This window comes from Sphingobium sp. B2, from assembly GCF_007693735.1.
Classification (GTDB): Bacteria; Pseudomonadota; Alphaproteobacteria; order Sphingomonadales; family Sphingomonadaceae; genus Sphingobium; species Sphingobium xenophagum.
Genome location: NZ_VDBZ01000003.1, coordinates 464,371 through 490,975, shown reverse-complemented (window position 1 = coordinate 490,975; position 26,605 = coordinate 464,371). Strand labels below are relative to the sequence as shown.

At 61.3% G+C, this 26,605-nt stretch carries 22 protein-coding genes; 12 read left to right on the top strand and 10 right to left on the bottom strand.

All coding sequences use genetic code 11. The features are described 5' to 3' along the window. Window positions 1–3: 3 nt before the first annotated feature. Together copD and copC are read right to left on the bottom strand one after the other, a co-directional pair. Entirely contained in the window at window positions 4–840 is an 837-nt protein-coding gene (gene copD / locus FE851_RS20695; RefSeq protein WP_145206571.1) for a copper homeostasis membrane protein CopD, read from the bottom strand. A gap of 30 nt (window positions 841–870) precedes the next feature. Then, window positions 871–1,251, bottom strand: coding sequence for a copper homeostasis periplasmic binding protein CopC (copC, locus tag FE851_RS20690; protein ID WP_107125384.1), 381 nt, complete (start codon window positions 1,249–1,251; stop codon window positions 871–873). Between the two features lie 144 nt (window positions 1,252–1,395). On the opposite strand from copC, the gene FE851_RS20685 reads away from it, so the two are divergent. From FE851_RS20685 to FE851_RS20665, 5 genes are read left to right on the top strand one after another with little or no spacing between them, the layout of a single operon-like run. After that, on the top strand, window positions 1,396–1,656 hold the full coding sequence (locus FE851_RS20685) for a hypothetical protein (protein WP_019053296.1): 261 nt from the start codon (window positions 1,396–1,398) through the stop codon (window positions 1,654–1,656). Beyond that, complete coding sequence (locus FE851_RS20680) at window positions 1,653–2,093, top strand: periplasmic heavy metal sensor (protein WP_145206570.1); 441 nt, start codon at window positions 1,653–1,655, stop codon at window positions 2,091–2,093. Before FE851_RS20685 ends, FE851_RS20680 begins: the two co-directional genes overlap by 4 nt. Further along, complete coding sequence (locus FE851_RS20675; protein ID WP_145206569.1) at window positions 2,090–2,665, top strand: RNA polymerase sigma factor; 576 nt, start codon at window positions 2,090–2,092, stop codon at window positions 2,663–2,665. The genes FE851_RS20680 and FE851_RS20675 overlap by 4 nt, the downstream gene beginning before the upstream one ends. 6 nt (window positions 2,666–2,671) lie before the next feature. Then, the gene (locus tag FE851_RS20670; RefSeq protein ID WP_145206568.1) at window positions 2,672–4,411 is read left to right on the top strand and encodes a copper resistance system multicopper oxidase; all 1,740 of its coding nucleotides are present in this window, start codon (window positions 2,672–2,674) and stop codon (window positions 4,409–4,411) included. Beyond that, complete coding sequence (locus tag FE851_RS20665; RefSeq protein ID WP_145206567.1) at window positions 4,408–5,325, top strand: copper resistance protein B; 918 nt, start codon at window positions 4,408–4,410, stop codon at window positions 5,323–5,325. Before FE851_RS20670 ends, FE851_RS20665 begins: the two co-directional genes overlap by 4 nt. A gap of 22 nt (window positions 5,326–5,347) precedes the next feature. On the opposite strand, the gene FE851_RS20660 is transcribed toward FE851_RS20665, so the two are convergent. Genes FE851_RS20660 through FE851_RS20645 form a run of 4 tightly spaced genes read right to left on the bottom strand, consistent with a single transcriptional unit; the run spans window position 5,348 to window position 9,354 of the window. Next, window positions 5,348–6,970 carry a GMC family oxidoreductase gene (locus FE851_RS20660; protein WP_145206566.1) on the bottom strand — a complete coding sequence of 541 codons (1,623 nt, stop codon included), beginning with the start codon at window positions 6,968–6,970 and terminating at the stop codon, window positions 5,348–5,350. Then, a complete protein-coding gene (locus FE851_RS20655; RefSeq protein WP_017181896.1) occupies window positions 6,970–7,422 on the bottom strand; it encodes a DUF3237 domain-containing protein in 453 nt (150 codons plus the stop codon). Before FE851_RS20655 ends, FE851_RS20660 begins: the two co-directional genes overlap by 1 nt. 12 nt (window positions 7,423–7,434) lie before the next feature. Next, on the bottom strand, window positions 7,435–7,893 hold the full coding sequence (locus tag FE851_RS20650; protein ID WP_145206565.1) for a DUF3237 family protein: 459 nt from the start codon (window positions 7,891–7,893) through the stop codon (window positions 7,435–7,437). Between the two features lie 9 nt (window positions 7,894–7,902). After that, a complete protein-coding gene (locus tag FE851_RS20645; protein WP_261371122.1) occupies window positions 7,903–9,354 on the bottom strand; it encodes an aldehyde dehydrogenase family protein in 1,452 nt (483 codons plus the stop codon). A 236-nt stretch (window positions 9,355–9,590) separates the two neighbouring features. Here FE851_RS20645 and FE851_RS20640 point away from each other — a divergent pair, with 236 nt between their 5' ends. Continuing rightward, entirely contained in the window at window positions 9,591–10,520 is a 930-nt protein-coding gene (locus FE851_RS20640) for a helix-turn-helix domain-containing protein (protein ID WP_145206564.1), read from the top strand. Window positions 10,521–10,666: 146 nt separating this feature from the next. After that, window positions 10,667–11,968 (top strand): spinster family MFS transporter, encoded by a 1,302-nt coding sequence (locus FE851_RS20635; protein WP_145206563.1) that lies wholly within the window; start codon window positions 10,667–10,669, stop codon window positions 11,966–11,968. Window positions 11,969–12,193: 225 nt separating this feature from the next. Here FE851_RS20635 and FE851_RS20630 read toward each other — a convergent pair whose 3' ends face one another. The 4 genes from FE851_RS20630 to FE851_RS20615 form a co-directional block, all read right to left on the bottom strand. Further along, entirely contained in the window at window positions 12,194–12,643 is a 450-nt protein-coding gene (locus FE851_RS20630) for a nuclear transport factor 2 family protein (RefSeq protein ID WP_261371121.1), read from the bottom strand. Window positions 12,644–12,917: 274 nt separating this feature from the next. Then, a complete protein-coding gene (locus tag FE851_RS20625) occupies window positions 12,918–13,793 on the bottom strand; it encodes a LysR family transcriptional regulator (RefSeq protein WP_145206562.1) in 876 nt (291 codons plus the stop codon). A 19-nt stretch (window positions 13,794–13,812) separates the two neighbouring features. After that, the gene (locus FE851_RS20620; RefSeq protein ID WP_145206561.1) at window positions 13,813–14,430 is read right to left on the bottom strand and encodes a nuclear transport factor 2 family protein; all 618 of its coding nucleotides are present in this window, start codon (window positions 14,428–14,430) and stop codon (window positions 13,813–13,815) included. A gap of 43 nt (window positions 14,431–14,473) precedes the next feature. Further along, window positions 14,474–16,576 (bottom strand): PQQ-dependent dehydrogenase, methanol/ethanol family, encoded by a 2,103-nt coding sequence (locus tag FE851_RS20615; protein WP_145206560.1) that lies wholly within the window; start codon window positions 16,574–16,576, stop codon window positions 14,474–14,476. Between the two features lie 374 nt (window positions 16,577–16,950). Here FE851_RS20615 and FE851_RS20610 point away from each other — a divergent pair, with 374 nt between their 5' ends. From FE851_RS20610 to FE851_RS20590, 5 genes are all read left to right on the top strand, one after another. Further along, complete coding sequence (locus FE851_RS20610) at window positions 16,951–18,237, top strand: MFS transporter (protein ID WP_145206559.1); 1,287 nt, start codon at window positions 16,951–16,953, stop codon at window positions 18,235–18,237. Beyond that, window positions 18,230–20,533, top strand: a complete 2,304-nt coding sequence (locus FE851_RS20605; protein WP_261371120.1) for an arylsulfatase — start codon at window positions 18,230–18,232, stop codon at window positions 20,531–20,533. Before FE851_RS20610 ends, FE851_RS20605 begins: the two co-directional genes overlap by 8 nt. A 188-nt stretch (window positions 20,534–20,721) precedes the next feature. Then, on the top strand, window positions 20,722–23,055 hold the full coding sequence (locus FE851_RS20600) for an arylsulfatase (RefSeq protein ID WP_145206558.1): 2,334 nt from the start codon (window positions 20,722–20,724) through the stop codon (window positions 23,053–23,055). A gap of 103 nt (window positions 23,056–23,158) precedes the next feature. Beyond that, entirely contained in the window at window positions 23,159–24,145 is a 987-nt protein-coding gene (locus FE851_RS20595; protein ID WP_145206557.1) for an MBL fold metallo-hydrolase, read from the top strand. A gap of 94 nt (window positions 24,146–24,239) precedes the next feature. Further along, the gene (locus FE851_RS20590; protein ID WP_145206556.1) at window positions 24,240–26,579 is read left to right on the top strand and encodes a TonB-dependent receptor; all 2,340 of its coding nucleotides are present in this window, start codon (window positions 24,240–24,242) and stop codon (window positions 26,577–26,579) included. Window positions 26,580–26,605: the final 26 nt, after the last annotated feature.

The following is a 26,605-nucleotide window of genomic DNA, read 5'->3' as shown; positions in this document are numbered from 1 at the left end:
GGCTCAGGCCAGGGGATCGAGCGTCCCCAGCCAGGCCACCAGTGCCAAAATGCCGATTGCCGCGCTCGTCTCCACACAGAGTGAGAGACGCAGCGCGGCAATTGCATTTTCGCCCCGTTCCAGCGCCGGTGTCAGCCGCCAGCGATTAATCCCCGCCAGCGCCAGCATCCCGCAGAACAGGACGAGCTTCGCGCCCAGCAGCCAGCCATAGCGGCTGCCCGTCAGCATGACCATGTCAGCCGCGCCCACGATCATGGCGGCGTTGACCGCGCCGGTCATGATCAACGTGGCGACGAACACCGTCCCCAGCAGCGAAAACTTCGCCAGCATCCCTGCGATCCGGTCGACCTGGGGACGCCGCCTCGTCACGGCATATAGCAGTGCGGCGAGCGCACCGATCCAGCCGGACGCCGCCCAGATATGCGCGACATCGGCGATGCGGTGGATCGCGCCTGCGCCATGCTCGCTCGCGCCGGCATGGCCGGTCCAGGCCATGGTTGCAGCGGCGATGGCCGCCGGGACCAGTACCCAGCGATCCCGCCCCGCCATAGCCAGGCCCAGCGCGGCAAGAAGGGCGCCGCCCCGCACCGCCAGCACCGGGCCGATCGGGGTCATCGTCAGCACTATCTTCGCCGTCGCCCAGTCGGGCGGCAGCATCGGGGTACCCGCCATGCTGGCCGCGCTCGCCAGCAGCCAGAGCGCAGACAATGCCATGCCCCCCAATGCCAGCCCTGCCAGCAGCACCCGCTGCCCCGCCATGTCCATGGCCCACCAGAAGAGCGGCAGGCCCATGAGCAGGGCAAGGTCGGCCATCAGGCCAAAGCGTGCCAGCAGCAGCATGTGTGCCTCTATCCCCCCGCCCATAATGGCTTATTTGACCTTGAAGCTGTAGCCGCCTTCCATCTTATGTTGGTCGGCGCCGACAATATGCCACTTCAGGTCATAGCTGCCGGCGGGCAGCGCGCGGGGCAGGGTGACGACCATCGTCTTGCCGTCGGGCGCAACCGCCGTCTTGAATCCCTTGATCGGCATCGGCGGATGATCGCTCATGCCCGGCATTCCGGTCATCACCAGATCGACGCCCGAAAGCGGGCCCAGGAACGTCTCGGAAAAGGTCAGCGTCAGCTTGGTCGGCTTGGCGACCGTCGCATTTGCAGCGGGACTGGACGACAGCAGCTTGGAATGGGCGATCGCCGCGCCCGGCAGGATCGCGATCGACAAGGCAAGGGCGGCGGTCAGGAAACGGGACATGCTGGCTTCTCCATGATGGATATTACGCAACATTACGCATGGACTTGCCCGATCCCTCATCACAGGTGCATGATTTTTGTCCTCGCCCAATGAGGGATCGGCGCCTGATGCGCGTATGCCGTGGTGAGGATGGAGTATGTAGAGATGAGTGATCTCGATCAGATGCTGGCGCAAATACGGGCCATGCCGGTCGATAGCCGGCTGGAGCAGATGGACGGTGCGGTGATGCAGGGGCTTACCCGCCGCCGCGAACAGGGCGTGGCGCGGCGCAGCCTGATGCTCGCCGGGTTGCTGGCGGTCGGCATCGGCTGGGCGGGCAGTATCGTGCCGTCGGCCCCAGCGCAGGCGGCGCCCGCGCCGATCGGCATGTCCGATTACGCACCATCGCGCCTGCTGGGCCAATGACGATCCGGCGCTATCTGCTCGTCGCGCTCGTCGCCTTCGCCGCGGCGCTGGCGGCGGTGCTGTTTGCGCGCGTGTGGATCGCGCCGCAGCCGCGCGTCGAAAGCGAAATCCACGCGCTGCTGCATGAGAAGCTGACGCTCGATGCGGCGCAGGAACAGCGCATCCACACGCTCGAAGCTGCCTTCGCCATCCGGCGTGAGGCCCTGGAGGCGGAAATGCGCGCCGACAATGCGCGCCTGGCGCAGGCGATTGCCGCAGAACATGGCTATGGGCCGCAGGTCGCGCAGGCGGTGGATCGCACCCATCATGTCATGGGCGCCCTGCAAAAGGAAACGCTGCAACATATTTTCGCTATGCGCGCTGTGCTGCGCCCCGATCAGGCAGCGCAATTTGACAGCGCGGTCGTCAAGGCACTGACCCAGCCCGAACGCCGGTGACGCCCGGCGAACCCGATGACAGGACGCTGGCGGCGCATGCGCTGGCCGGGCATCAGGACGCCTATGCCGCGCTGATGCGCCGGCATCGGGATGCCGTGTGGCGACTGGCGCGCGGCCATGTGGGCGATAATGACGAAGCGCTCGACATCACGCAGGAGGTGTTCATCGCCGCCTTTGCCGCGTTGGCCCGCTATGACGGCGCGCGTCCTTTCCGCGCCTGGATCGCGCGGATCACGCTCAACAAATGCCGCGACTGGGGCCGCCGCCGTGCCGTGCGGCGCTTCTTCGCCTTTGCCCGCCCCATCGACGAAGCGGGGGACATCGCCGATGTTGCGCCCGATCCTGAAGCCGCGCTGCAATCTGAGCGCGAGCTCGCCCGCATTAACGCCGCCATCGCCGCGCTGCCCGCGCCGCTCAAGGATGTGCTGCTGCTGCGCACGATAGAGGCGATGAGCCAGACTGACACCGCCGCCACGCTGGGTCTCAGCGAAAAAGCGGTCGAAACCCGCCTTTACCGCGCGCGTGCAAAATTGTCGGAAAGTTTGAGGGATGACGCTGCCCCCCGCGTATGAAGGGGCATGACCCATCTGACCCTCGACCGCCGCGCCTTGTTAAAGGGCGCGGCTGCCCTCAGCCTCAGCAACGCCTTTCCAGCCTGGGCGCAAAGCGGCACCCACGGGCTGCACCCGGCGCCCGGCGTCCTGTCGGGCGACAGTATCGCGCTAACCGTCGCCAACAGCCATTTTGCGACCGGGGGACGTTCTGCCCATGCCATCACGATTAACGGTACTGTCCCCGCGCCGTTGATCCGCCTGCGCGAAGGACAGACTGTCCGCCTGTCCGTCACCAATCAGTTGAAGGAAGATACGTCGGTCCACTGGCATGGCCTGATCGTCCCCTTTCAGATGGATGGCGTGCCGGGCATCAGCTTCCCCGGCATCGCGCCGGGCGAAACCTTCCATTATGAATTTCCGATCCGCCAGTCGGGCACCTACTGGTATCACAGCCATTCGGGAATGCAGGAAGCGATGGGTCATTACGGTCCCATCGTCATCGACCCTGCGGGCGTTGATCCGGTGCAGGCGACCCGCGAGCATGTGATCGTCCTGTCCGACTGGTCGCCCGTCCATCCCCATGTTCAATTGAAGCGGCTCAAACAATCGGGCGGCTATTATAACATGCAGCGGCAGACGCTCGCAGGGCTGCTCAAGGGCAAGGACCAGCCGCTCCGCGAACGGATCGACTGGGGCAAGATGCGGATGGACCCGACCGATATTTCGGACGTGACCGGCTCCATCTACAGCTATCTGGTCAATGGCCATGGCACGGCGGAAAACTGGACCGGCCTGTTCACGCCGGGCGAACGGGTCCGCCTGCGCATCATCAATGCGTCGGCCATGACCAATTTCAATCTGCGCCTGCCGGGTCTGGCGATGACCGTGGTGCAGTGCGATGGCCAGCATGTCCAGCCGGTCGAAACCGACGAATTCCAGATCGGCATCGCCGAAACCTATGACGTGATCGTCCAGCCGACCGACGCACGGGCCTATGCCCTGATCGCCGAAGCCATCGACCGCTCCGGTCTGGTCCGTGCGACCCTGGCGCCGCAGATCGGCATGGTCGCGGCCATCCCGCCGCTGCGCGCCCGTCCGTTGCTGACCATGAAGGATATGGGGATGGACATGTCCGGCATGGACATGGGGCAGGGGGGCGTGATCGACCTCAGCCAGCCCGCCAATGACAGTATGGCCGGCCACAGCATGAAGATGCTCGACCCGTCCGTGGCGCCAGACGTGCCGATGGGACCGGGGGTGGCGACGCTGTCCTCCATGCCGGCCGATCGCACGGCGGACCGGCCAACGGGCCTTGAGGATGTCGACCATCGCGTCCTGACCTATGCGGACCTGCGCGCGCTGGAGCCGAACGAGGATGTTCGGACGCCCACGCGCGCGCTCGACATCCACCTGACCGCGAACATGGAACGCTATATGTGGTCGTTCGATGGGGTGAAACTGTCCGACGGCGCGGACCCCATTGCCTTCCGCCATATGGAACGGGTGCGCGTTACGCTCATCAACGACACGATGATGCCGCATCCCATCCATATTCACGGCCATTTCTTTCAGCTCATCACGGGTGAGGATGCGGCCCACAACCCGCGCAAACATACAGTCAACGTGCTGCCGGGCGGCAAGGTCAGTTTCGATCTGACCGCCGACGCGCTGGGTGACTGGGCATTTCACTGCCACATGCTGATGCACATGCATGCGGGGATGATGCGGGTCGTGACCGTTCGCCACGGGGAGGGCGCGGCATGAAGCAACTGATCGCCGCCGCGACCCTGCTACTCGCCGCGCCCGCCGTAGGACAAGAGATTCACGTCCATCAAAGCATTGATAATAAAGAACAAAATGAGAAGCTCATGCCGTCTGTGGGCGAAGTTCCAGCCGACTCCCATGCCGGTCACATCATACCCACGACAGACGACAGCGTGCCGCAGGGAGTCGCCCCGCCAATCCCGACCGATCACGCGGCTGAAGCTTTCTACCCCGCCGCCGCCATGGCCCGCACCCGCGCCGCCATGATCCGGGAAAGCGGCGGCATGACCTTCTCGCAGCTGATGCTCGACCGCCTGGAATATCGCGCACACAAGGGCGCAAATGGTTATGCCTGGGAAGGCGAAGGCTGGATCGGGGGCGACATCAACCGCTTCGCGTTCAAGACGGAAGGGGAAGGCGAAGTGGGCGGCCCGCTGGAAAGCGCCGAACTACAGGCGCTCTATAGCCGGGCGCTGAACCCCTGGTTCAATGTCGAAGCGGGCGTGCGGCAGGATTTTCGTCCGCAACCGCAACGCGCTTATGCCGTGGTCGGTATCGAAGGGCTCGCCCCCTATTGGTTCGAAGTCGGCGCGCAGGCTTTCCTGTCGAACAAGGGCGACGCCCATCTGCGCCTGGAAGGAAGCTATGACCAGCGCATCACCCAGCGCCTGATCCTGCAACCGGCCGCTGAAATGAACGTCGCCGCCCAGGACGTGCCGGAATTGGGCATTGGCTCTGGTATATCCGACATCGAACTGGGTCTGCGCCTGCGCTACGAATTTGCCCGCGAATTTGCGCCTTATGTCGGCGTCCATTGGGAACGAAAACTGGGCGACACGGCGCGGTACGCGCGCGCTGCGGGGGAGGGGGCTTCTGTCACCAGTCTGGTGCTGGGCGCGCGTTTCTGGTTCTGACCCTATAGCAGGATATTAGCGGTCAACCCGGCCCATCTCCCCTGCGGATCATGTCGGCGGCTTTTTCCGCCGTCATGATCACGGGCAGGTTGGTGTTGCCGCCCGGAAGGCGCGGGAAAATGGACGCGTCGACCACCCGCAGACCACCAATGCCGCGTACCTTGAGGGCGCCATCGACCACTGACTGCGCGTCACCACCCATGCGGCACGTGCCCGAAGGATGATAGGCTGTCATCGCGGTGTCCCGGACATGCGCCAGAATCTCGGCATCACTTTGCGGTTCCCGCAAGGGCCGGGTCATGGCTCCCGTAGCGGCTGCAAGTGCGGGCTGCGCCACCAGATCACGCAATGTGCGATAACCATGGATCATCGCCGCCTGATCGCGCGGATCGGACAGCAGGTTGAAATGGATTAACGGGTGGGCTTTTGGATCGGCACTGGCGATTGTCAGCCGTCCCCTGCTGTGCGGATAGTTGAGCGACCACATGGCGCCAAGCCTGGAGCCATGGCGTGGTGCGATGCCGGGGAACCAGACTCGCGTTTCCATCGCCAGCGGGACCAGCAGGAAATGGAGGTCAATTTCCGGGTTGCCTGGCTGAGTCGCGACATTGGCGGAAATGGCGAGGGGCGGAGCGCCCATGACGCCTTTCCCGGTTGTGAACCAGCGCAGCAGGGATGTCGCCAGCCTGTCGAAGCGCACTTCTTCCTCGAACGCCCAGCGGCGGTCCAGTTCGAATTCCATCGCCGCGCCGGGGTGGTCCTGAAGATTGCCGCCGACTTCAGCGCTGTCGACAAGTGGAGTGATCCCGAGCGCGCGAAGGTCGGCTGCGGGACCGATGCCCGACAACATCAGCAATTGCGGCGAATTGATTGCTCCACCGCACAGCAATACCTCAGCGTTGGCCCGCGCGATGCGTTCTTGATCGCCGACGCAGAACAGGACACCGCTTGCCCGCCCGTTCTCGATCAATATCCGGTGCACTGGCGCATCGGTCATCACCGTGAGGTTGGGACGGCGCCGGGCAGGGTCCAGATAAGCCTGTGCCGTGCTGGCGCGGCGACCCCGTCGCGTAATGGTGAAATCCGGCATGCCGAAGCCGTCGGTCCGCTCGCCGTTAAAATCGTTTGTAAGATTGTATCCCAGCGACACTGCGGCCTGTTGCGCCAGCGGATAGAGCGGACTTGGCGAAGGGTGCGGCTGCACCGACACCGGACCAGCGCCACCGTGCAACGGTGTATCGCCGCGCCAGTGATTTTCCAGCTTGCGGAAATAAGGTAGAACGTCGTCAAAGCCCCAGCCCGGCAGGCCCATGTCGCGCCAACCGTCATAATCGGCCGGGTGGCCACGCACTGCCATCATTCCGTTCAGGGAAGAAGTGCCACCCAGCATCCTGCCGCGCGCCACTGGCAGGCGGCGACCATTAAGTTCCGCCTCTGGTTCCGAAAGAAACCCCCAAGTAATGTCGGGATTGGGCCAAAGCTTCGACACGGCCAGCGGCAATGACACATCCAGCCGCTTGCCGGTGCCGCCCGCTTCCAGGAGAAGGACGCGGGTCCGCCCATCTTCCGTCAGACGGTTGGCGAGGGTGCAGCCCGCAGAGCCTGCGCCGACGATCACATAGTCGAACTGCAATTCGTCCTGCATCACACGACCTTCCAGAATCGAAAGACAGACCCCGTCGGGTTGCGTCGGCCAACACCCACGAAGATGGTCCGGTTCATCCAGTCATAAGGGCCAGACGGCGCTTCGAACCGCGGTGTCATGCGCATATAATAGCTGTGCGGATCAACAGGTTCGCCTGCCAGCAGCTGCTTCACGACTTCAGGCGGCGCATGGCGAACGCCGGTGCTGCGCTTGAGGATCACTGCGCCATCGTCCGTCTGTAACAGATATTGCGATTCAAAGCGGCCGCCGCCATCCGCGCGCACCATCGGGAAATCGCCACCGCTTGACGGCACGATCTTGCCCGACAGGCCAGGCCCGACGAAGTGGCCGCTTTCGATGAGAACCGCGCCGCGTTTATAATCGTCGGCCACTTGGATATGGATCCGCTGGCCCAGGGAAATCTGCATCTCCAGCGCGAATTCGAGTTTCATGGCGCTCTTCTTTCAAACGATCTGCATGATGATGCTGGTGTCGCTGTCGCTTGGCCGTTCGGCGATGAACGCCCGCGTCGCCAGCCAAGCATGGGACGACTGTTCGTCAACTTCGAACATGATCGTCATTCGCATGCCATCGAAGCTTTGGTCGTCGGTCCCCCGACAATCGCTCGTCACGCCCATGCCAGCCATGCGGACGATCGCGCCGTCTTCAGTCTGGATCAAGTAGGAGAGTTCGGCGGTGGTGACGCCATCCAGCCGCGTCAGGCTGGTTTCGCTGCCGCTAACGATCACACCCCGAAGCCGCGCACCATCGATGCGACCACCAGTCACGGGCCGGACGGTACGCGCGCCGCCGGTCGCCAGTCGACCGACATCAGCCGTCGCGCCAAAGACGAGCGTTACCCGAAACGCTTCCTCAAGGTCGGGCGAGGGCATGTCTTGCGTTGAAAAATCCATAATCATCATCCCTGCTCCTCAGAGCGCGATCGTCACGGCTTTGACCTCGGTATAGGCTTCGACGCCCATTCGGCCATTTTCGCGCCCGTTGCCGGAAAGGCGCACCCCGCCTGCCGGCATGGCGAAATCATTGCCGCCGCTGGTGTTGACGCGCACCGTGCCCGAACGGATGCGTTTCACAAGGCCCAGCGCGTGGCTGATATTGCGCGTCCAGATATAGGCGCTCAGCCCATAATCATTGTCGTTGGCCAGGCCAGCGATCTCGTCAAGGTCGGTGGTTTCGAAGGGCAGGACCGCGAGCACCGGCCCGAATACTTCCTCACGCACGATTTCCATGTCCGCACGCACGTCGGTTATGATCGTAGGGGGCACGAAAAAGCCTGGACCTTCAGGCCGTACGCCACCCGTGTAGCAGCGACCGCCAGAAGCTGTCGCGCGTTCGACAAACCCCATTATGCGATCGCGCTGTACGTCGGAAATGACCGGGCCGAGCAGGGTGGCGGGGTCGGCCGGGTTGCCTGTTGCCATGCGCGAAGTGATTTTCGCGATGCGCTCCACCAACCTGTCCGCGACCGAGGCATGGACAAGAAGCCGTGAGCCCGCTGAACAGGTCTGGCCCGAATTGAAGAAGATGCCCATCGCAATACTCTGCGCAGCCGCATCCAGATCTGCGTCTGGCAGTACGATCACCGGGGACTTGCCGCCAAGTTCCACCGTCACTCGCTTCATCTGGTCCGAAGCGGCGCGCAGGATCTGCCTGCCGGTCATCGTTGATCCAGTGAAGGCGATCTTCGCGACACCGGGGTGATCGACCAGCGCCGCACCAGCCTCTCCACCCCGACCCGGTACGATGTTGACCATCCCCGGCGGGACGCCGCATTCATTCAGCAGATCCGCCAGTCGCAGAGCAGATAGGGATGTCAGTTCGGCCGGTTTGAGCACCACCGCGCAACCCGCCGCCAGAGCGGGGCCGATCTTCATCGCCGCGCCCATCAGGGGATAGTTCCAGGGAATGATCTGGCCGACCACTCCTACAGGTTCGCGCAGGGTGCAGGCGTGCCAGTTTCCTGGCACCGACAGATCCATCGTCTCGCCCGCCAATTTCGTCGCCCAGCCGGCGAAATAGCGCAGCCCGGCCGCCGATTGGGGAACGTCGACCCGCCGGACATTACTTATCGGCTTGCCCGTATCGTGCATTTCGAGTTGCGCGAATTCCTCGCCATGCGCCTCGATCGCGCGGGCCAGCGCCAGCAGAGCATCCTGCCGCGCGGCTGGTGCCCAGCGCAGGCGCGCGTCGTGCAGGGCATTGGTTGCGGCGGTGACGGCTCGATCCACATCGACCCTGCCGCCTGCCGCGATCGCACCGATGGACGCTCCGGTTGCGGGATTAATGACGTCTATGGTCGTGCCGCTTGCACAATCCTGCCATTCGCCTCCGACAAAGATGCTGGATGCGCGCCTGTCTGCCATCCATTGCACACCCATGATAGCCAAAGCATCCCCACCTTTAATCTGTCTTTGTATCGCGGCTCTTTAGCGCGGGGATGGAGCACCGACTTGTTCAAGCGCGCCCGCATGAGGGGCGTTCGGGCCGGATAAGATTGCTATGCAGGCGGGGGAGTGTACGCTATGGATACAATATAGAAGCGGCATGGCGCTGTTCACAGCGAAGAGCCGCCCGATAGCCGGAGGAGAAGGATGATTCGATGGATTATCTGAGCTGTGCGACCAAGGCGGCGACCCGTCAGGAGCGCAGAGCGCAATGGCGCAATATCACGCAGGCCCCTCATGCCGAACTCGGCGACGACCAGGAAGCGTCGATACGCGGATGCGACCTGGGGGACTTGCGTATCTGCGCCGTGTCCATGGGCGAACATCAAATCGACAGTGTGGGCCAACATTGCGGGCCGGACAGGCATAATCTGATCAAGATCCTGTTCATGGAGGAAGGTCATTGCGACATCGTCCAGAGCGGACAGACTATTCGGCTCGACTCTGGCCAATGGTGCGCCTTTGACAAGGCGGTCTCCTATTCGATGATAGCGCCTCAGGCGACCCGCTTGCTTGCGCTGGCGCTGCCACGCCACCGCTTCGCAGCATGGGACAAGGGCGCGCGGCAACCAATCCTGCCGCAGAGTTTTCTGCAAGGTGCGGCCAGCATTCTGCACAGCAGCACCAGTGCGGCGGTCAATGCCGCAACTGCCATGGGGCGACGCGATCGTGGCCAGATGGGCAATGCGCTGATCCAGATGCTCAACACGGTATGGGATGCCGATCCTGTCGCGCAGAGCGCCAATAGCACGCGCGCTCGTCGCCTCGCGGTGATCGACTTCGTCGATCGCAATCTGGCCGACCGCGATCTGGATGTGGCCCGGATCGCGCAGGAAATGGGTTACGCCAAACGGACCCTGCATAAACTGTTCGCCGATGACGCCGAAACGCTGGGCCGGATGATCTGGCATCGGCGGCTGGACCGGTGCAGGCAGGACTTGCTGGACCCTGCGCAAGCCCACCGCTCGATCACTGACATCGCGCATTATTGGGGTTTCAACGATTCCCAGCACTTCAGCCGCTCGTTCAAGGGACGTTTCGGCGAAACGCCCAGAGCCTTTCGCAGCAGTCGCCTGTTTCACTGAAACCGGCCGGGGAAGGGAGCTTCACCGTGGCGACGAAAGCCGCCGCGCGTTTTGATGTGCCGTCTGCTGCCCTTCCCCCAATCACCCAGAGGATCGACCATGCAATCCATCTTTCCGACTCGCCCGCCGGTAACAGGGGGGCGACCATGACGCCCGGCGCACGCAGGATCGCGCTGTTCCTGCTCACCGCCATCTACGGCTTTGGGTTCATTGACCGGATTGTCATTGCGCTGGTCGCGCAGCAGATCAAGGCCGATTTCAGCCTGAGCGATTTTCAGATCGGCCTTCTTGGCGGCACCGCGTTCGCGGTGATTAACACCTTTGCGTCGCTGCCGCTCGCCTGGCTGGCGGATCGCTATCCGCGCAAATGGGTAGCGGCTGGATCGCTCATGTTCGCATCGGCATTCACCATGCTTTGCGGCGCGACGAGCAGTTTCATGCAGTTGATTGCAGCGCGGTTCGGGATGGCTGGTGGCAGTGCGGGGACAGAAGCGCCACCCCATTCGATGATTTCGGACATGTATCCTCCTGAAAAGCGAGCATCGGCCATATCATTGTTCATGCTGGGCGTTCCCGTCGCGGCTTTCCTGGGCTCCTCCATTGGCGGGTCGATCGCCGCCTCGCACGGCTGGCGCGCTACCTTCTACGTGATCGGTGGCATCGGGTTGCTTGTATCGATCCTGGCGTTGCTCGTGATGCGTGAGCCTGCGCGCCAGGACGTAGCGATCGATGCCGAACGAATGCGTTTGAAGGATGTTTTCCTGATCCTGGTACGCGATCGTTGCATGCGGCATATCCTGATCGGCGTATCTGTCGTCAGCCTGGGTGCCTTTGGCATCAACACCTTCCTCCCTGCCTTTTTTGCCCGCAGCTTCAATCTGGACGTAGGACAGGCGGGGCTTGCCTTCGGCCTGTTGAGCGGCATAGCGTCCGCCATCGGAACGATCGCAGGCGGCTATGGCGCTGAATGGCTGGCTCGGCGTGATGCGCGAATGTTGATCGCGGTGCCCGGCATCGGTGCGATCGTTGGCGCGCCGATCTTCATTATAGGGGTCATGCAAAAGGATCTGGTTCCCGCCTTTTGCCTGATGCTGACGGGTTCGCTATTTTTCTACATGGCGATGGGACCGGCCATCGCCGCGCTCCACGGACTGCTCGATTCGCGTAGTCGCGCGACCGGATCGGCGCTGTTCTTGCTGATCATGTATTTGACGGGGCAGGGCTTTGGTCCACCGATTGCCGGCCTCGCCAGCGATCATCTTTCTGCCTGGGCCTATGGATCAGCCAATTTCGCGGCCCAGTGCGCTGGCGCTGTAGGGCAAGTGTCCGGATCGGCTTGTGCGCAAGCCGGCGCGACCGGCATCCGGCTGGCAATCGCATGCTTTGGTGCCTTCTATCTATGGAGCGGCCTGCATCTTATCTGGGCGGCGAGATACCGACGCGTCTAGGGTCGGCTAGGGTCGGCTAGGGTCGGCTAGGGGCGGCTCGTCCTGCCTAGTGCAGCACGGGCGGCCCTTTCGTCCATTACGCGCCTCGCTTGGACGATGGGCAGCTACCTATATTTCAACAGGCGCACTCCGCTGAGCGGCCAGACCTTTGCCTGTTCCATCGACCAACGGCATGCGACCCAGGCATTGCCCTGCTAGTGGCGCTGCCGTGAAATCGAGCAGGAATCAGGGATCGATCCGCTTTTTGTTCGGGTCCAGTTTCAGCATCTCCGCGCTCTTCATTGCCGGGTCCCAATGTTCGACGATCAGGCCGTTTTCGACCCGGAAAACGTCGAACCAGCTCGTGTAATAGGTATCCCCAGCCTCGTCCTTTTCCTGGCGCACGAACACGAACGTTACCATGTCTCGTTCCGCTATGATGGCGGTCAAGGGCAACGCAATGCGATCCTCAATCGGTCGTTCGGGCCGCGAATTGCGAATAAACTCTTCCAACGCGGCGGCACCGCTGACGACATTGGGGTTGTGCTGAATATAGTGAGGACCGATGAATTCACGCACGCGGTCGGCGCGACCGGCTTGCAATAACGTCCGATACATATCGTAGCACAACTGCTTGTTTGCACGCAGACGCGGATCGTCGCTGGCCAGCAGCGCATCATGATCGGCTGCGATCATAGGCGGAGTCTGGCCTTCGGGCACCTGCGCCGCCGGGATCAGGATCGTGACGGGCGTTTGATCTCGCATCTGAAAATCCTCTTCCTCGTTTCGCTCACGCCGACGGGGCAAAGCGTGTTTGGTTGTTGAGATAACAGTAACATTCGTTAGGGATACTGCAAGGCCCGATACGGCTCCGGCCTTAAGGCATTGGAGCGAGGGACCTGTCAGGCCAGAATGGCATGAAGACCGATTTCGGCATGTTCCGCCGCGGCTCCTACATCGTTGCGGACGTCTATCCGCAAAAACTGTCGCGAAGGGCGATCAGATTGGGGTCATGCCGCGCTGAGGGGCGTGAGAGCAGCCGGATCTCGACAGGCGGCAACGGCGTGGCAAGGTCCACGCGTACAAGCCCGGGAATCATGTCGTCTACCGAATCCTGAAACAAGCATATCCAGGCGCGGTTGCGACGCACATTATTGAGCATCAGCGCGAGCGCGTCCGTTTCCAATATGATCTTGCCCGGAACAGCGCCGATGCGGTCCAACGCCAGATCGGTCAGACGGCGTTGCGGATTTTCATGCCGGAGCATGATGGCCGGATGACGGCCGAGCTCTGCGCCGGTCACACCTTTTGCACTGGCCAGTGGATGGTCCGGTCCGACGTAGATGGCTAGCTGCTCGTGCCCGACATGTACGCTGCCAGGAACTTCATCCTGATCCATTGTATAAAAGCAGGCGAGATCGACCTCGCCCCGATGCACCTGCATAGCCAGCGTCCGATTATCCGGCGGATCAAGCCGAATGTGCAGCTCGATCTGCGGCCTTGCGTCCTCGAAGGCGTCGATCCTGTCCTGCAACTTCAGCATGATGAAGCCATAGGTCGTAAGGTTCAGTGTCCTGCGGGTCTGTTCGCCCGTCAGTTCGCGTTGCAGATCGTTCAGGTCGGCCAGGATCGCGGAGATGCGTTCGAACGCATGCTGCCCTTTCGTGGTCAATGCGGCGGCATGGCCGGGGCGCCGCTCAAAGAGCGACACGCCCAGCCTGTTTTCGAGTTCGCGGATATGCGCACTCACGACCACCTGGGTGAGGCCGGCCTGTTCCGCGCAGGCACGGAAACTGCCATGCCTGACCACGGCGGCAAAGATGATCATCTGCCGGATCGTCAACATCGCGACACGCGCTTCCTCCTCACTTCCTCCCGCTCACGGGATTGGAGTAGTGATAGGGCGGAACAAAGACATCGGGAAAGACCGGATAGGGTTCGCTATATTCGTCCGGCTCCAGGTCGTCGAAATGGGTAACGAGGGGCAGGGCTTCCTTACCCCAGCCGCCTTCATAGGGAACGTAGAAAGTCTGGTATGCGCGCAGCGATGCGATTTTCCAGACACCATCCTCCTTGATATAGCGATTTTCGTAGATCGCTTCGCCGAGACGGGCGACACCGCCCAATTCGCCGACCTGCATCATCGCACGCCAGCGGCCATGCGCGGTCTCGCCATCCTCGTCGATGTGGATGACTGGCTGCAACTGGATATGGTTCATCAGCACGCCGCGCTGCGCCGGCCCGAAATGGCGCATATATTCGCGAATACGCTCATGCCCCTTGAACTTGCCGCGCGCGTTGATTTCGATGATCGCGTCGCGGGCGAACAGGTCGGCGACCTGTTCCCACTGGAACTTGTCGACATAATAGCCATAGGTCCGCTGGAGATTGGAAATGGCGATATAGTCTTCTGCCGCCTGCGCGCGCTTTTCAACACGTGCCAGAGCTTCGGTGAGAGCTTGTAACTTGGCCTCGATGGTCATGGAGAATCCTCTACTGCACTGATTAACATTGACGTACGTCGCGTTACCGGGTGCCAGACCCGTTGTTTTTCGCATCCTGATTGGCGCGATGGATGAGATAGGCGCGGACGGCTTCAAGGTCGGATGCGGTGATCTGCGTCCTGAAACCGGGCATTCCCTGGTCCTTGAGCGCGCCGCCTATCACTATCTGGTTGAAGGCGTCGGCACTGTGGATCGCGCCGCTGTGCCGCAGGTCGGGCACCATGCTGGCGCTAACCGCCGCCATGCCATGACAGCGCAGGCAGTTTTCCCCATAGAGACCGTTACCGCGCGCAATCAGGTCTGCAGATGCCGTTTCGTTCGGCGGATCGAGCTGCCGAGGCGTTGCATTCGGGAGGGGTGGCAGGATGCCCTTGCCGTCGAGGCGGAACACCAGCAGGCGGTTTGGTCCTACCCCGTTTACCGGCTGTTCCGCCAGTTGCCCGCCCAGCATCGGCCATGCGCCGCCCCATCCGGCCATGACCGCGACATATTGAATGCCATCGATCGCGTAGGTGATCGGCGCGGCGGCGATGCCGGTCTGCGCATCGAACTGCCAGAGCAATTCCCCATTCTTGGCATCATAAGCGGTGAATTTCCGTTCAGCGTTACCCTGGAACACCAGGCCGCCTCCCGTCGAAAGCACGCCGCCGTTGAAATTGGCAGCGAGCTCGCGCTTCCATGCGACCTTTCGCCGTACGGGATCCCACGCCATCAGGAACCCTTTTGTATCCTGGCGGATGGTTTTCAGTTGTTCTGCGCTCCAGGCGGTTCCGCCCTGCATGTCGGTGCCGGTGTTATAGACCCCCGGGACCGGCGTCTGACTGCCACCCTGGCTGAGCGGGATGCCCATTTCCATGACCGGAAGATAGACCAGCCCGGTTTGTGGACTGTAGGACATGGGCTGCCAATTGTGCGCGCCGCCGGAACTTGGATACAGGACCGTCGTCCTGCCGGTGCGATAGTAGCGGGCATCCGGATTTTCCACCGGACGCCCGGTCTTGAGATCGATGTGGCTGGCCCATGTCGTCTTGGCGATGGGGTCGGCGGACAGCAATTCGCCGGTCGCGCGGTCCAGAATGTAGAAGAACCCGTTTTTCGGTGCCTGCATCAGCACCTTGCGCATTTTTCCGCCTATTTCGAGGTCCGCAAGGATGATCGGCTGCGTCGCAGTATAGTCCCAGCTTTCGGCCGGTGTTTCCTGATAATGCCAGACATATTCGCCGGTATCGGGACGGACAGCGACGATTGAGGCCAGGAACAGGTTATCGCCCTTGCCGTCGCTGCGCAGCCCATGATTTGTCGGGCTGCCATTGCCGACGCCGAAATAGAGCAGGTCAAGTTCGCGATCATATTCGATCGCGTCCCACACAGTGCCACCGCCGCCCCAGCGCCACCATTGCCCGTTCCAAGTCGATCGCACCTTGCCAAGCATCGCGTCGGATGCGGCATTGTCTCTAGTCCCCGGTTTGCCGGGCACTGTGTAGAAGCGCCACTCTTTCTTCCCGCTTTGGGCGTTATAGGCGGTAATGAAGCCGCGCGCGCCGAATTCCGCGCCACCGTTGCCGATGATGACGCGCCCCTTGATGACGCGGGGCGCGCCCGTGATCGAATAGTTGACAGCGGGCGGCCAGGCGTCGTCCAGCGTCTGCACTTGCCAGCGCACTGTGCCGTCCTGCGCATTGAGTGCGATCAGGCGACCGTCCAGCGCCCCCACATAGACAAGCCCGTTTTCCACCGCTACGCCGCGCGACACTGGACCGCAACATGAGCGTGCGGCCGCCGCACGCACCTGCGGGTCATAGGTCCAGCGCACCTCGCCGGTCCGCGCGTCCACCGCGCGCACCACGTCATAAGCACTGATGATGTAAAGGGTGCCGTCCCGCATGATCGGCGTGGCTTCTTGACCGGCATTGGTGTCGAGATCAACCGACCAGGCAAGGCCCAGTCGGCCCACCGTGTCCCGGTTGATGCTGTTGAGCGGACTGAAGCGCTGGGCGTCAAGCGTCCCGCCGGTCGTCGGCCAGTCGGCACCATCGCGGGTGGCGGAATGTCGATCCGTCCCGCCACAGGCGCTCAGCAAGGCGATCATGCCTGCCATCCACGCCAGTCCTGCGATGCCCTTCATGTAACGACCTCTCAGCCCATCAGGCGAACAGGCGCGACAAGGCGCGTCAGGATGAAATCGGAATCTGATTGCGCCAGCGGCCAACCCGGTGGCCTTTGACCCGCTCCTGTTATCACCCTTCTTGCCGTTCTTCGCCATCCTCTTTCGTCCGCGCTTTCTCCTGTTCTCTGGAGACAGCTTATAGCCCTCAATGGCCCTTCAGAGGGGGCCAGGGGAACCCCAAAAAGCGAAAGGTCGCGATAGGTAAAATGCTATCACTCCCTATCGATTTAACACGTTCTCTCCCGTCTTAGGCGGGCCTATGCGTTGCACCATAGACGCAGTGCCAGCGGCGGCGGCGCATAAAGCCAGAAGGCTGGCCAGGAGAGGTGGGAATGATGCTTGACCAGGCGATCAACGCCTCTGGCACGGTTCATGACCGGCTAACCGGGCGAACCGTCGCAATCCTGTTCTTCTGCGCTTTCTTCATGCTGATCGAAGGGCTGGACCTCGCTGCAATGCCGCTCGCCGTGCCACGCGTGAGCGCGCAATGGGGCCAGCCTCCCTCTGCCTTCGCCCTCAGCCTCTCCGCCGTCCTGATAGGCATCGGTCTCGCATCGGTGTTGCTCGCCCCGCTGGGGGAAAGGTTCGGCCGCAAGCGCATGATCGTCTGGACGGGCATGCTGGCGGCGGGGGCTACTTTCGGCACCGCCACAGCAGACAATGTCTCGGCGTTCGTCGTCTGGCGCTTGCTGACCGGCATCGGCCTTGGCGCGTGCCTGCCCAATGTCACGGCCAGCGTGGCCCACATCGCGCCCATGCACATGCGCGCCAGAATTCTGGCGATCGTCAATACGGCGATCCCCGTGGGGTCGGTGATGGCCGCAATGATTGTTGCGCCGGTGGTGAGAATAGGCAATTGGCAGGCGCTGTTCGTGATAGCGGGGCTGCTGACGCTGATCGCAATAGCCGGTCTGGTGATCCTGATGCCGTCGCATCAGCAGGCGATCCCGTCTTCGTCCACCACAACCAGGCGGCAGCCTTCAGCCTCTCCGCTTTTTGAGCTATTCCTGCCTGCCCACCGGATCAAGACATTGCTGCTCCTGGGGCTGGCGACGACCAATACGTTCCTCATCTATATGATGATAAATTGGCTGCCGACCCTGCTGCCTCGCGGTGGCATGCCGGTAGACACGGCCGCACGGCTCAGCGGATTGTTTCAGTTTGGCGGCATCGTGGGCGGCTTTTTTTTCGCCTATCAATTGGATCGGGGTCGCGCGGTCGGGACGTTCGTTGGCGGATATCTTTGCGCAGCCGCCGGACTGATCGGCATCGCCGTCACGGCCTATAGCGGGACGCTCTGGGCACTGTTGCTACTGGCCGTAGGCGTAGGAATTTCCGGCGCCCATATCGCCATCACCATTTTTGGCATGATTTTCTATCCGCAGCATCTGCTGTCCAGTTTTGTCGGCCTGTCAATCGCCGTCACGCGATCAGGTGCAATCTGCGGGCCGTTGGCCGGCGGCTGGCTGGTCGCTCATGTAGGTGTCGGCGGCTTCATGCTCGCCGCTCTTATCCCTGTCGCCCTGTGCATCGCATGGGTGTTGATCATCGGCAGGGCAGAGCGAACCGGCATCATGGCGCTGCCGACAATTACTAAGGAGAATTGCGACCGTGCGTAACTGGATCAAGCTGATAGCTGCAACCACAGCAATGGTTATGCCGGCAACTGCAGTTCTTGCCAGCGGCGGTAGCCTCGCCGCGCCGCAGCCGGCATTCAAGACCTATCCCGCCCGCCCGCAGGCTCCCGCCCAAGCACCCAATATCCTCATCGTCCTGACCGACGACGTCGGTTTCGGGGCAAGCAGCACCTTTGGCGGGCTCATTCCCATGCCAAATTACGACGCACTGGCGGCGCAGGGTGTTCGATACAATAATTTCCACACGACCGCGATGTGCTCCCCGACGCGTGCCGCGCTGCTGACCGGCCGCAATCATCACCGGGTAGGGTTTGGCGCCATATCCGAGGTGTCGATGGACGCGCCCGGCTATAATGCGTCCATACCGAAAACTGCCGCGACGATCGGTCAGGTGTTAAAGGCCAATGGATATGACACCTCCTGGTTTGGCAAGAATCACAATACGCCTCCCTGGGATTTGACGCCCTACGGGCCGTTCGACCGATGGCCACTGGGGCTGGGCTTTGACTATTTTTACGGTTTCAATGGACCGGCAACCAGCCAGTTCGCGCCGATCCTGACCGAAAATCTCAACACCATCCGCCCCTATATCGGCAAGCCCGACTATATTCTGGATCGCGATACGGCCGATCATGCGATCCAGTGGCTGGGCGGGCAAAAGTCGTTGCGCCCAGATGCGCCTTTCCTGATGTATTGGTCGCCCGGTACCGCGCATGGCCCTCAGCAGGCACCCAAGGAGTGGATCGCCAAGTTTCGCGGCAAGTTCGATATGGGCTGGGACAAGCTGCGCGTCGAGATATTCAAGCGGCAAAAGGCAATGGGCGTCATTCCCAAGAATGCGCGCCTCAATCCGCGTGAAGCCGCTCTCCCGGCATGGGATTCCCTTACGCCGGAGCAGCAGAAAGTGTCGGCGCGGATGATGGAGGTTTACGCCGCCCAGCTCGCCTTCTTCGACGATCAATTCGGCCGGGTAATCGGCGAACTCAAGCGGCTTGGCGAGTATGACAATACGCTGATCATCTACGTTCAGGGCGACAATGGCTCGTCGGAAGAGGCCGGGCCGCGGGGTACGAACAATGAATATGCCTCGATGAACAACAATGATCCTGAATGGGATCAGATGATTGGCAAGGAAGACAGTCTGGGCGGGCCGCACAGCGCGGGCGTGTATCAGGCGGGATGGGCTTATGCGATGAACACGCCCTTCCAATATTCCAAGCAGGTTGCGTCACATCTTGGCGGCACGATGAACGGCATGGTGGTGTCCTGGCCGGGCCATGTCGCCGACCAGCGACAGACCCGTGGGCAGTTCACCCATGTCATCGATATTGCGCCGACCGTCTACGAAGCGATCGGCATTACTCCGCCCACGCAGATGAACGGGGTCGATCAGATGCCGATCGACGGCGTGAGTTTTGCCTACACCTTTCGTGAGGCAAAGGCTGCGAACCGCCATACTGAGCAATATTTCGAACTGATGGGCAATCGCGGTTTTTATAAGGACGGTTGGCTCGCCAACACGGTCCCGGCACGCCCGACATGGGATCATAGTCCGACCCATGTCGACCCGCTCGCATTCAAGTGGGAATTATACGATCTCAATCGGGATTATTCGCAGTCCGTCAATCTGGCGGCCAAACATCCCGAAAAGCTCGCCGCATTGCAGGCCGATTTCGAAACGGCTGCGAAGGCGAACAACGTCTTCCCTTTGACCTCCGATTTCTTCAGCCGTCTCGATGCCCGTTTCCGTCCGTCGATCTTGGGGGGACGCAACAGCGTGACATATTATCCCAGCACGGCGCGGTTCAACTATGGCGCCTTCCCCAGCCTGATGCGGACCGGATGGTCAGCCAGTGCACAAGTAGATGTTCCATCGGCAGGAGGGGACGGAACCCTGGTCGCGCAAGGCGGCTGGGCGATGGGCTGGGGGCTTTTCGTCATCAACGGCAAGCCGGTTTTTCTCTACGATCCTTCCGATCATGATAGCGCGATCCGGCTGAGCGGGTCTGAGCCACTCTCCCCAGGCACGCATAGCATTATGGGCCGTTTCGTCCCGGACGCCATGCCGGGCCGGGGAGGGACATTGGAACTGTCGGTCGATGGCAAGGAAGTGGCTCGCCAGACTACACCCATGTCGTCCTCTTTCCTCGGCCTTGCTGGCTCCGTTGGGCAGTTGGGTGATGAATCTGTCGCCGACGATATGCAACTGCCCTTTGCCTATCAAGGGCGGCTGCTGTCCGTAACCATCAGCCAGGAGAAGGAAACCGGCGCGCGATAGAAATATCCGGCCCGGTTGCCCCCTGTGGGTGCACACAGGAACAAGTCGCCAAGCGTATGAGCCAATATGCACTGCGCTCAAGTTGGCCGGATACCCCCTCTGGCACGACGGCGCGCTTGATTACCGGCTAACGGCGGAAAGCAAAGGCCTTCGCAAGCAGGGTCGACAAGAAGATTGGGAAAGGACTGATGATGCGGCAAGGGTATCTGAAGCGGGTGCGTGCGCGATTGGCGAAGGATATGGCGCGTGTGATTGCCGCCGGCCTCGTCGCCTCCCTCAGTGGGCAGGGTTTGGCACAGGCTGGTGGCGACGCGGCATCTGCGCAACAGCAGCAACCGTTGCGCACGCAGGCTGACGGGAACTGGCGCTATTATCCCAATATTCCCAAGGCGCCCAAAGGCGCTCCCAATGTCCTGCTGGTGTTGACCGACGATGTCGGTTTTGGCGCGTCGAGCACGTTTGGCGGGCCGATCCCGACGCCCAATTTCGACATGCTCGCGCGTAATGGACTAAAATACACGCAGTTTCACACGACGGCCATGTGTTCGCCCACGCGGGCGTCGCTGCTGACCGGACGCAACCATCATGCGGTCGGATCCGGATCGATCAGCAACGTGTCCGTGGATGAGCCGGGCTATACATCTGTCATTCCCGACAGCGCGGCAACTCTGGGCCAGGTGCTGAAAAATAACGGTTACGACACCGCCTGGTTCGGCAAGAACCACAATACGCCAGACTGGGAACTGGGGCCGATGGGACCGTTCACGCACTGGCCGAGCGGCATGGGCTTCGATTATTTCTATGGCTTCAACGCCGCCGGGACGGATCAGGCCAATCCGCCGTTGCTTGAAAATCATATCGGCGTCCGCCGTGATCCCAACGATCCCGACTATATATTTGAAAAGGACATGGCCGACCATTTGCTCGCCTGGATGAGCGCGCAAAATGGCTCCAACCCCGACAAGCCGTTCTTTGCCTATTATGCGCCGGGTGCCATGCACGGGCCGCAGCAGGCGCCCAAGGAGTGGATCGACAAGTTCAAAGGCAAGTTCGACATGGGATGGGATGTCGTCCGCGAACAGATACTTGCTCGCCAAAAGAAAATGGGTGTGGTCGCGCCCGATACGAAGCTGGCGCCGCCGTTGCCGGGTGTGCCCGCGTGGAGCAGCCTGTCTTCCGACCAGAAGCGTCTTTATGCGCGCATGATGGAGGTCGCTGCCGCCCAGCTTGCCTATACCGACGATCAGTTCGGCCGGATCATCGCGCGGCTGAAGGATACCGGACAACTCGATAACACGCTGATCATCTTCATCCAGGGCGACAATGGCGCGGCGCTGCACAATCTACGCGGCACCAACAATGTCTATTCGCTGTTCGCAGGGATCGAGCCTTCGGACGAAGACATGCTGAAAGACATCGACCGACTTGGCAGCGAGCATGTGCTGAGCAACTATCCGGTCGGCTGGGGTTATGCCACCAACACGCCCTTCCCCTGGGGCAAGACGGTCGCGTCCAAACTGGGCGGACTGCGCGATGGCATGGTCATTTCATGGCCCAAGGGCATCGCCGACAAGGGCGGCGTTCGCACTCAGTTCAGTCATGTGATCGACATCGCCCCCACCATCTATGAGGCCATCGGCATCGCACCTCCGGAAAAGGTGGATGGCGTTGTGCAGCAACCGATCGATGGCGTGGCGCTAAATTATACTTTCAAGGACGCCAAAGCCGCGACCCGCCATCGCGAGCAATATTTCGAAATGCTTGGCAGCCGCGCCTATTACAAGGACGGGTGGCTGGCAGGAACAGACGTGAACTGGAAGCCTTGGGGACCAAATAAGACCAATCCCTACAAAGCGACCTGGCAGCTTTACAATCTGAATAACGATTATTCCCAGACCGTTGATGTGTCTGCCAAATATCCCGAAAAACTCGCCGAATTGAGGGCGGATTTCGACAAGGCTGCTGCAAAGTTCAACATCTATCCCTTGTCCGCCGACTTCTTTGAACGGATCAACTCGAAATTCCGGCCGCCAGCGATCGAAGCCAATGTCGCCCATGTCTACTATCCGAGCGACATACGCTATCCGGCGGCTGCCTTCCCCGAACTGACGCCGGGCTGGGAAGCCGTTGCGAAGGTAACAGTTCAGGGCATGGAGAACGGGCCGATCCTCAACCAGGGGGGCGTGCCGTCGGGCTATGCGCTGTCGCTGGAAAACGGGGTCCCGGTCTTTACGTATAATCCGTCGGGCCGGGCGCAGGAGCGCCGGACAGTGAAGGGCGGCGGCGCGCTCACACCTGGCACTCATGAGATTTCGGTCGCATTCGTCCCTGCGGACAAGGGCTTCACGCTGACCATGAAGGTCGACGGTAAGGTGACCCAGACTGCACCTGTCGATCGCATCATTCGCATCCTTGCCGGCGAAGCGATTATCGGGCGGCCAGCGCTGGACGATCGCACCGGACCGCGGACCTGCGGGTGTGAGATAGAGAAGGTGACGGTCGGCACGGCCAAACCATCGTGATGCTCCACTGGAACAAGGCCGGGCCCGCATGTGATGGCCCGGTCCGGTTCCGACCATCAGGGGGCCCTCGCCCCAACCACGGATTTCGTCCGGAGATCAAGGAATGACACGCTTTTTGTTGCTCGCGGCCACTGCCTTTGCCGCAATGTCAGGGGCCGCGACGGCTCAGCCCTCCGCTGCAACGCCGACCGAGCAGGACAGGATCATCCTGTTGGGAACTAAGGGTGGTCCGGTGGTTGACCTTGAGCGGTCGGAGCCTGCTTCCCTGCTCGTTATCGGCGGCACGCCCTATTTGATCGACGCGGGCGCGGGTACCGCGCATCAGTTTGTAGCGGCCGGATTTCCGATTGGCGCGCTGCGAACAATCTTCATCACGCATCATCACCTCGATCATACGGCGGGACTGGAACCGCTGATGTCGCTCAACTGGATCGGCACGGGGCTTCGCGGCGCCAAAGGGCCGCCGGTCGAAATCTATGGTCCGCCCGCGACCGAATTCCTGGTCGACGCAGCGCTGCGCTATCTAAGCGTGTCGGAGCGGATTTTTCGCGCCGGCATCCCTAGCCTGCCACCGGCCAAGACGCGCTTTGTCGGTCACGACAAACAGCCCGGCCTGATCTATTCTGACGACAAGGTCAGGGTTACGGCGGTCGAGAACTCGCATTTCGGGCACAAGTCCGTCGGGCCTGACGGCAAGGTCGACAAAAGCTATTCCTATCGGTTCGATACGCCCAGCGGATCCGTGGTGTTCACCGGCGATACCGGACCAAGTGACGCCGTCGCTGCCCTGGCGAAAGGCGCCGACATTCTGGTCAGCGAAGTCCTGCCGCCGCGCGTCGACGCGGCGCCTGTGGACAACAGCGGATCAGTTCGCACCGAACTTGCCGCGCACATGACGCTCGAACATCTGACGCCGCAGGAAGTTGGCAAGCTCGCCGCCAAGGCTGGCGTCAAGAAGCTGGTTCTGATGCATATCGCGGGCTTCCTGACCCCCCAATCCACGCAGGTCGTCGAACAAGAAATAAGGGCGCATTACAGTGGCCCTCTCTTAATTGGCAAAGATCTTCAATCGATAGATCTAGCCAAATAGAATTATAAATCGCGATACATATAATAATATTATGAGCAATATTATATAATTTTAATAATAGACATTATATCCAAATAAATATTGGGAGGGAGTGATGAAAATTATCTCACAAAGCCATCTGCTTTTGGGAACTGCCATCTGTGCTTTGCTAACGACGCCAGCGTTTGCGCAGGCGGATGCGGCAGGGCAAAATGCCGACGGCGAAATCGTCGTAACGGCCCAGCGCCGCGAACAGCGACTGCAGGACGTGCCAGTCGCGGTTTCGGTCGTCGGCGGCGAGACGCTGCAACGCCAGAACATCACCAGCCTGAATGACATGGCGGTACGCCTGCCCAACGTGCGGATTTCGACCGGCACCATCGCCAATGCGATCACGATCCGGGGCGTCGGGTCAGGGCCCAATCCCGGCTTCGAACAGTCGGTCGCAACCTTTGTCGACGGCGTCTATCGCAGCCGTTCGCGCTCCACTCGCGCAGCCTTGTTTGACCTTGAACGGGTCGAGGTGCTCAAGGGACCGCAGACAACCTTCTTCGGGGCCAACGCGATTGCCGGTGCGCTGAACATCGTCACGCGAAAGCCAGGCGAAGAATTGAATTACAATGCGGTTGCCACCTATGTTCCCTCGACCCAGGAATATGATGTGCAGATGGGGGTGGACGCGCCGCTCAGCCCATCGCTCAGCGCCCGCATTGCTGGTCGCGTGTCGGGTAGCGACGGATATATCAAAAGCAGCAATACCGGCGAAGATGGGCCGCATGACCGCACGGCCCAGGGACGTATCGCTCTCAAATGGGAGCCGGACAGCGACTTCCGGTCGGACTTGCGGATAGACGGCGCGCGCTCGCGCACCCGTGGTTCGGGGATGTACCAGGTTATCAACTGTCCCCCTCCGCCGGGCTTCGCGCTCGCCCCGATCAATGTCTGCAATCGCTATCTCAATCAGAATGGCGGCAACATCGACGACACGCTCGATTATCATTCTGCGACCGGCCCTACTCAAACCAACTATGACTTCATTGAAGGTGCATGGACGAACAGTGTCGACGTCGGCAGCGGATCGATCAACATGATCTCCGGCTATTTCTGGCATCACACCACGAACCTGGGGCAGGGCATTCCATTCCCGCTGACCGATGCGATTGGCGGGACCAATGGCTATCCCACGCGTCAGGATGAACGTTATCGCCAAGTGAGCCAGGAAATTCGCTATCAGTCGGCCACCGGCGGCACATTGGAATATATGATTGGCGGCTATGCCTCGCATGGTCGGTTGAGCACGCGAACAGTTGTTGGTTTTTCGTTTCAGCCCTTTGGCGCGCGCGACACCACGGGCACTTTCAATGCCTCCACATTGTTCGCCGGTAACAATATCATTACGCAAAATGATACGACCTGGTCGGGCTTCGCGTCGGCGACCATCCGTCCGATCGAGCATTTCCGGATCAATCTGGGCGCTCGTTACTCCAGCATCCAGAAGCGTGCCCATCGTACGGCCGCGCCAGGACTGGGCGACAATCTCGCCTCGTTCGAGGGATTTCAGAGTCTTTCCCCCGCCCAGACAGCAATTGTGGCGCGGCTTCTCGCCACCAATACCGCGGACTTTGCGCGCCCGGAGCGGACCGACAATAAATTCATGCCGTCCGCAAGCATTCAATATGATCTGTCGCGCGACGTCATGATATACGCAAGCTATGCCAATGGCTTTAAGGCTGGCGGCTATAGCTTTGGGGCGCAGAACGAGGATTTCGGGCCGGAAACGGTCAACGCCTATGAACTGGGTATAAAGGGCAGCTTCCTTGACCGGCGACTGAACATGGACCTGACATTCTATCGCAGCGACTATAAGGACCTGCAGGAAACCAGTCTTCAACTTCAGCCCAACGGGACCATCACCTCGCTGGTGCAGAATGTCGGCGCATCGCGCTCGCAAGGTGTCGAGTTCAATGCCAGTCTGCGCACAGCCTCCTGGCTCACGCTCAATACCAGTGTTGCCTATCTCGACGCCAAATATACCGATTATCCCAACGGTGCCTGCACTATCCAGGCACTGGCGCAAGTTGGCGGGGGCTGTACCCAGGATCTGTCGGGCAAGCGGCGCACCAATGCGCCGGAATGGAGCGGCAATGTGGGCGCGCGGGCGTCTATCCCGGTCGGCAATTACAATCTGACGGTCGATCCCTTGGTCTATTTCACGTCACGCTATTTCATGGCGGCTACTGCCGACCCGCTGCTGGAGCAGCGCGGCTATACCAAGGTCGACCTGCGCATTGGGTTCGGGCCGCAGGATGGTCGTTGGGAAGTGGCGCTGGTCGGCAAGAACCTGACCGACAAGCTGACTACGCAATACAAGCAGTCGATCCCACTCGCGCCCGGCAGCATCAGTGCCCTGGTCGACGCGCCGCGAACGGTCGGCGTGCAATTGACGATCCGGTAAGCGCAAAGCATCCCGGCTCATACAAG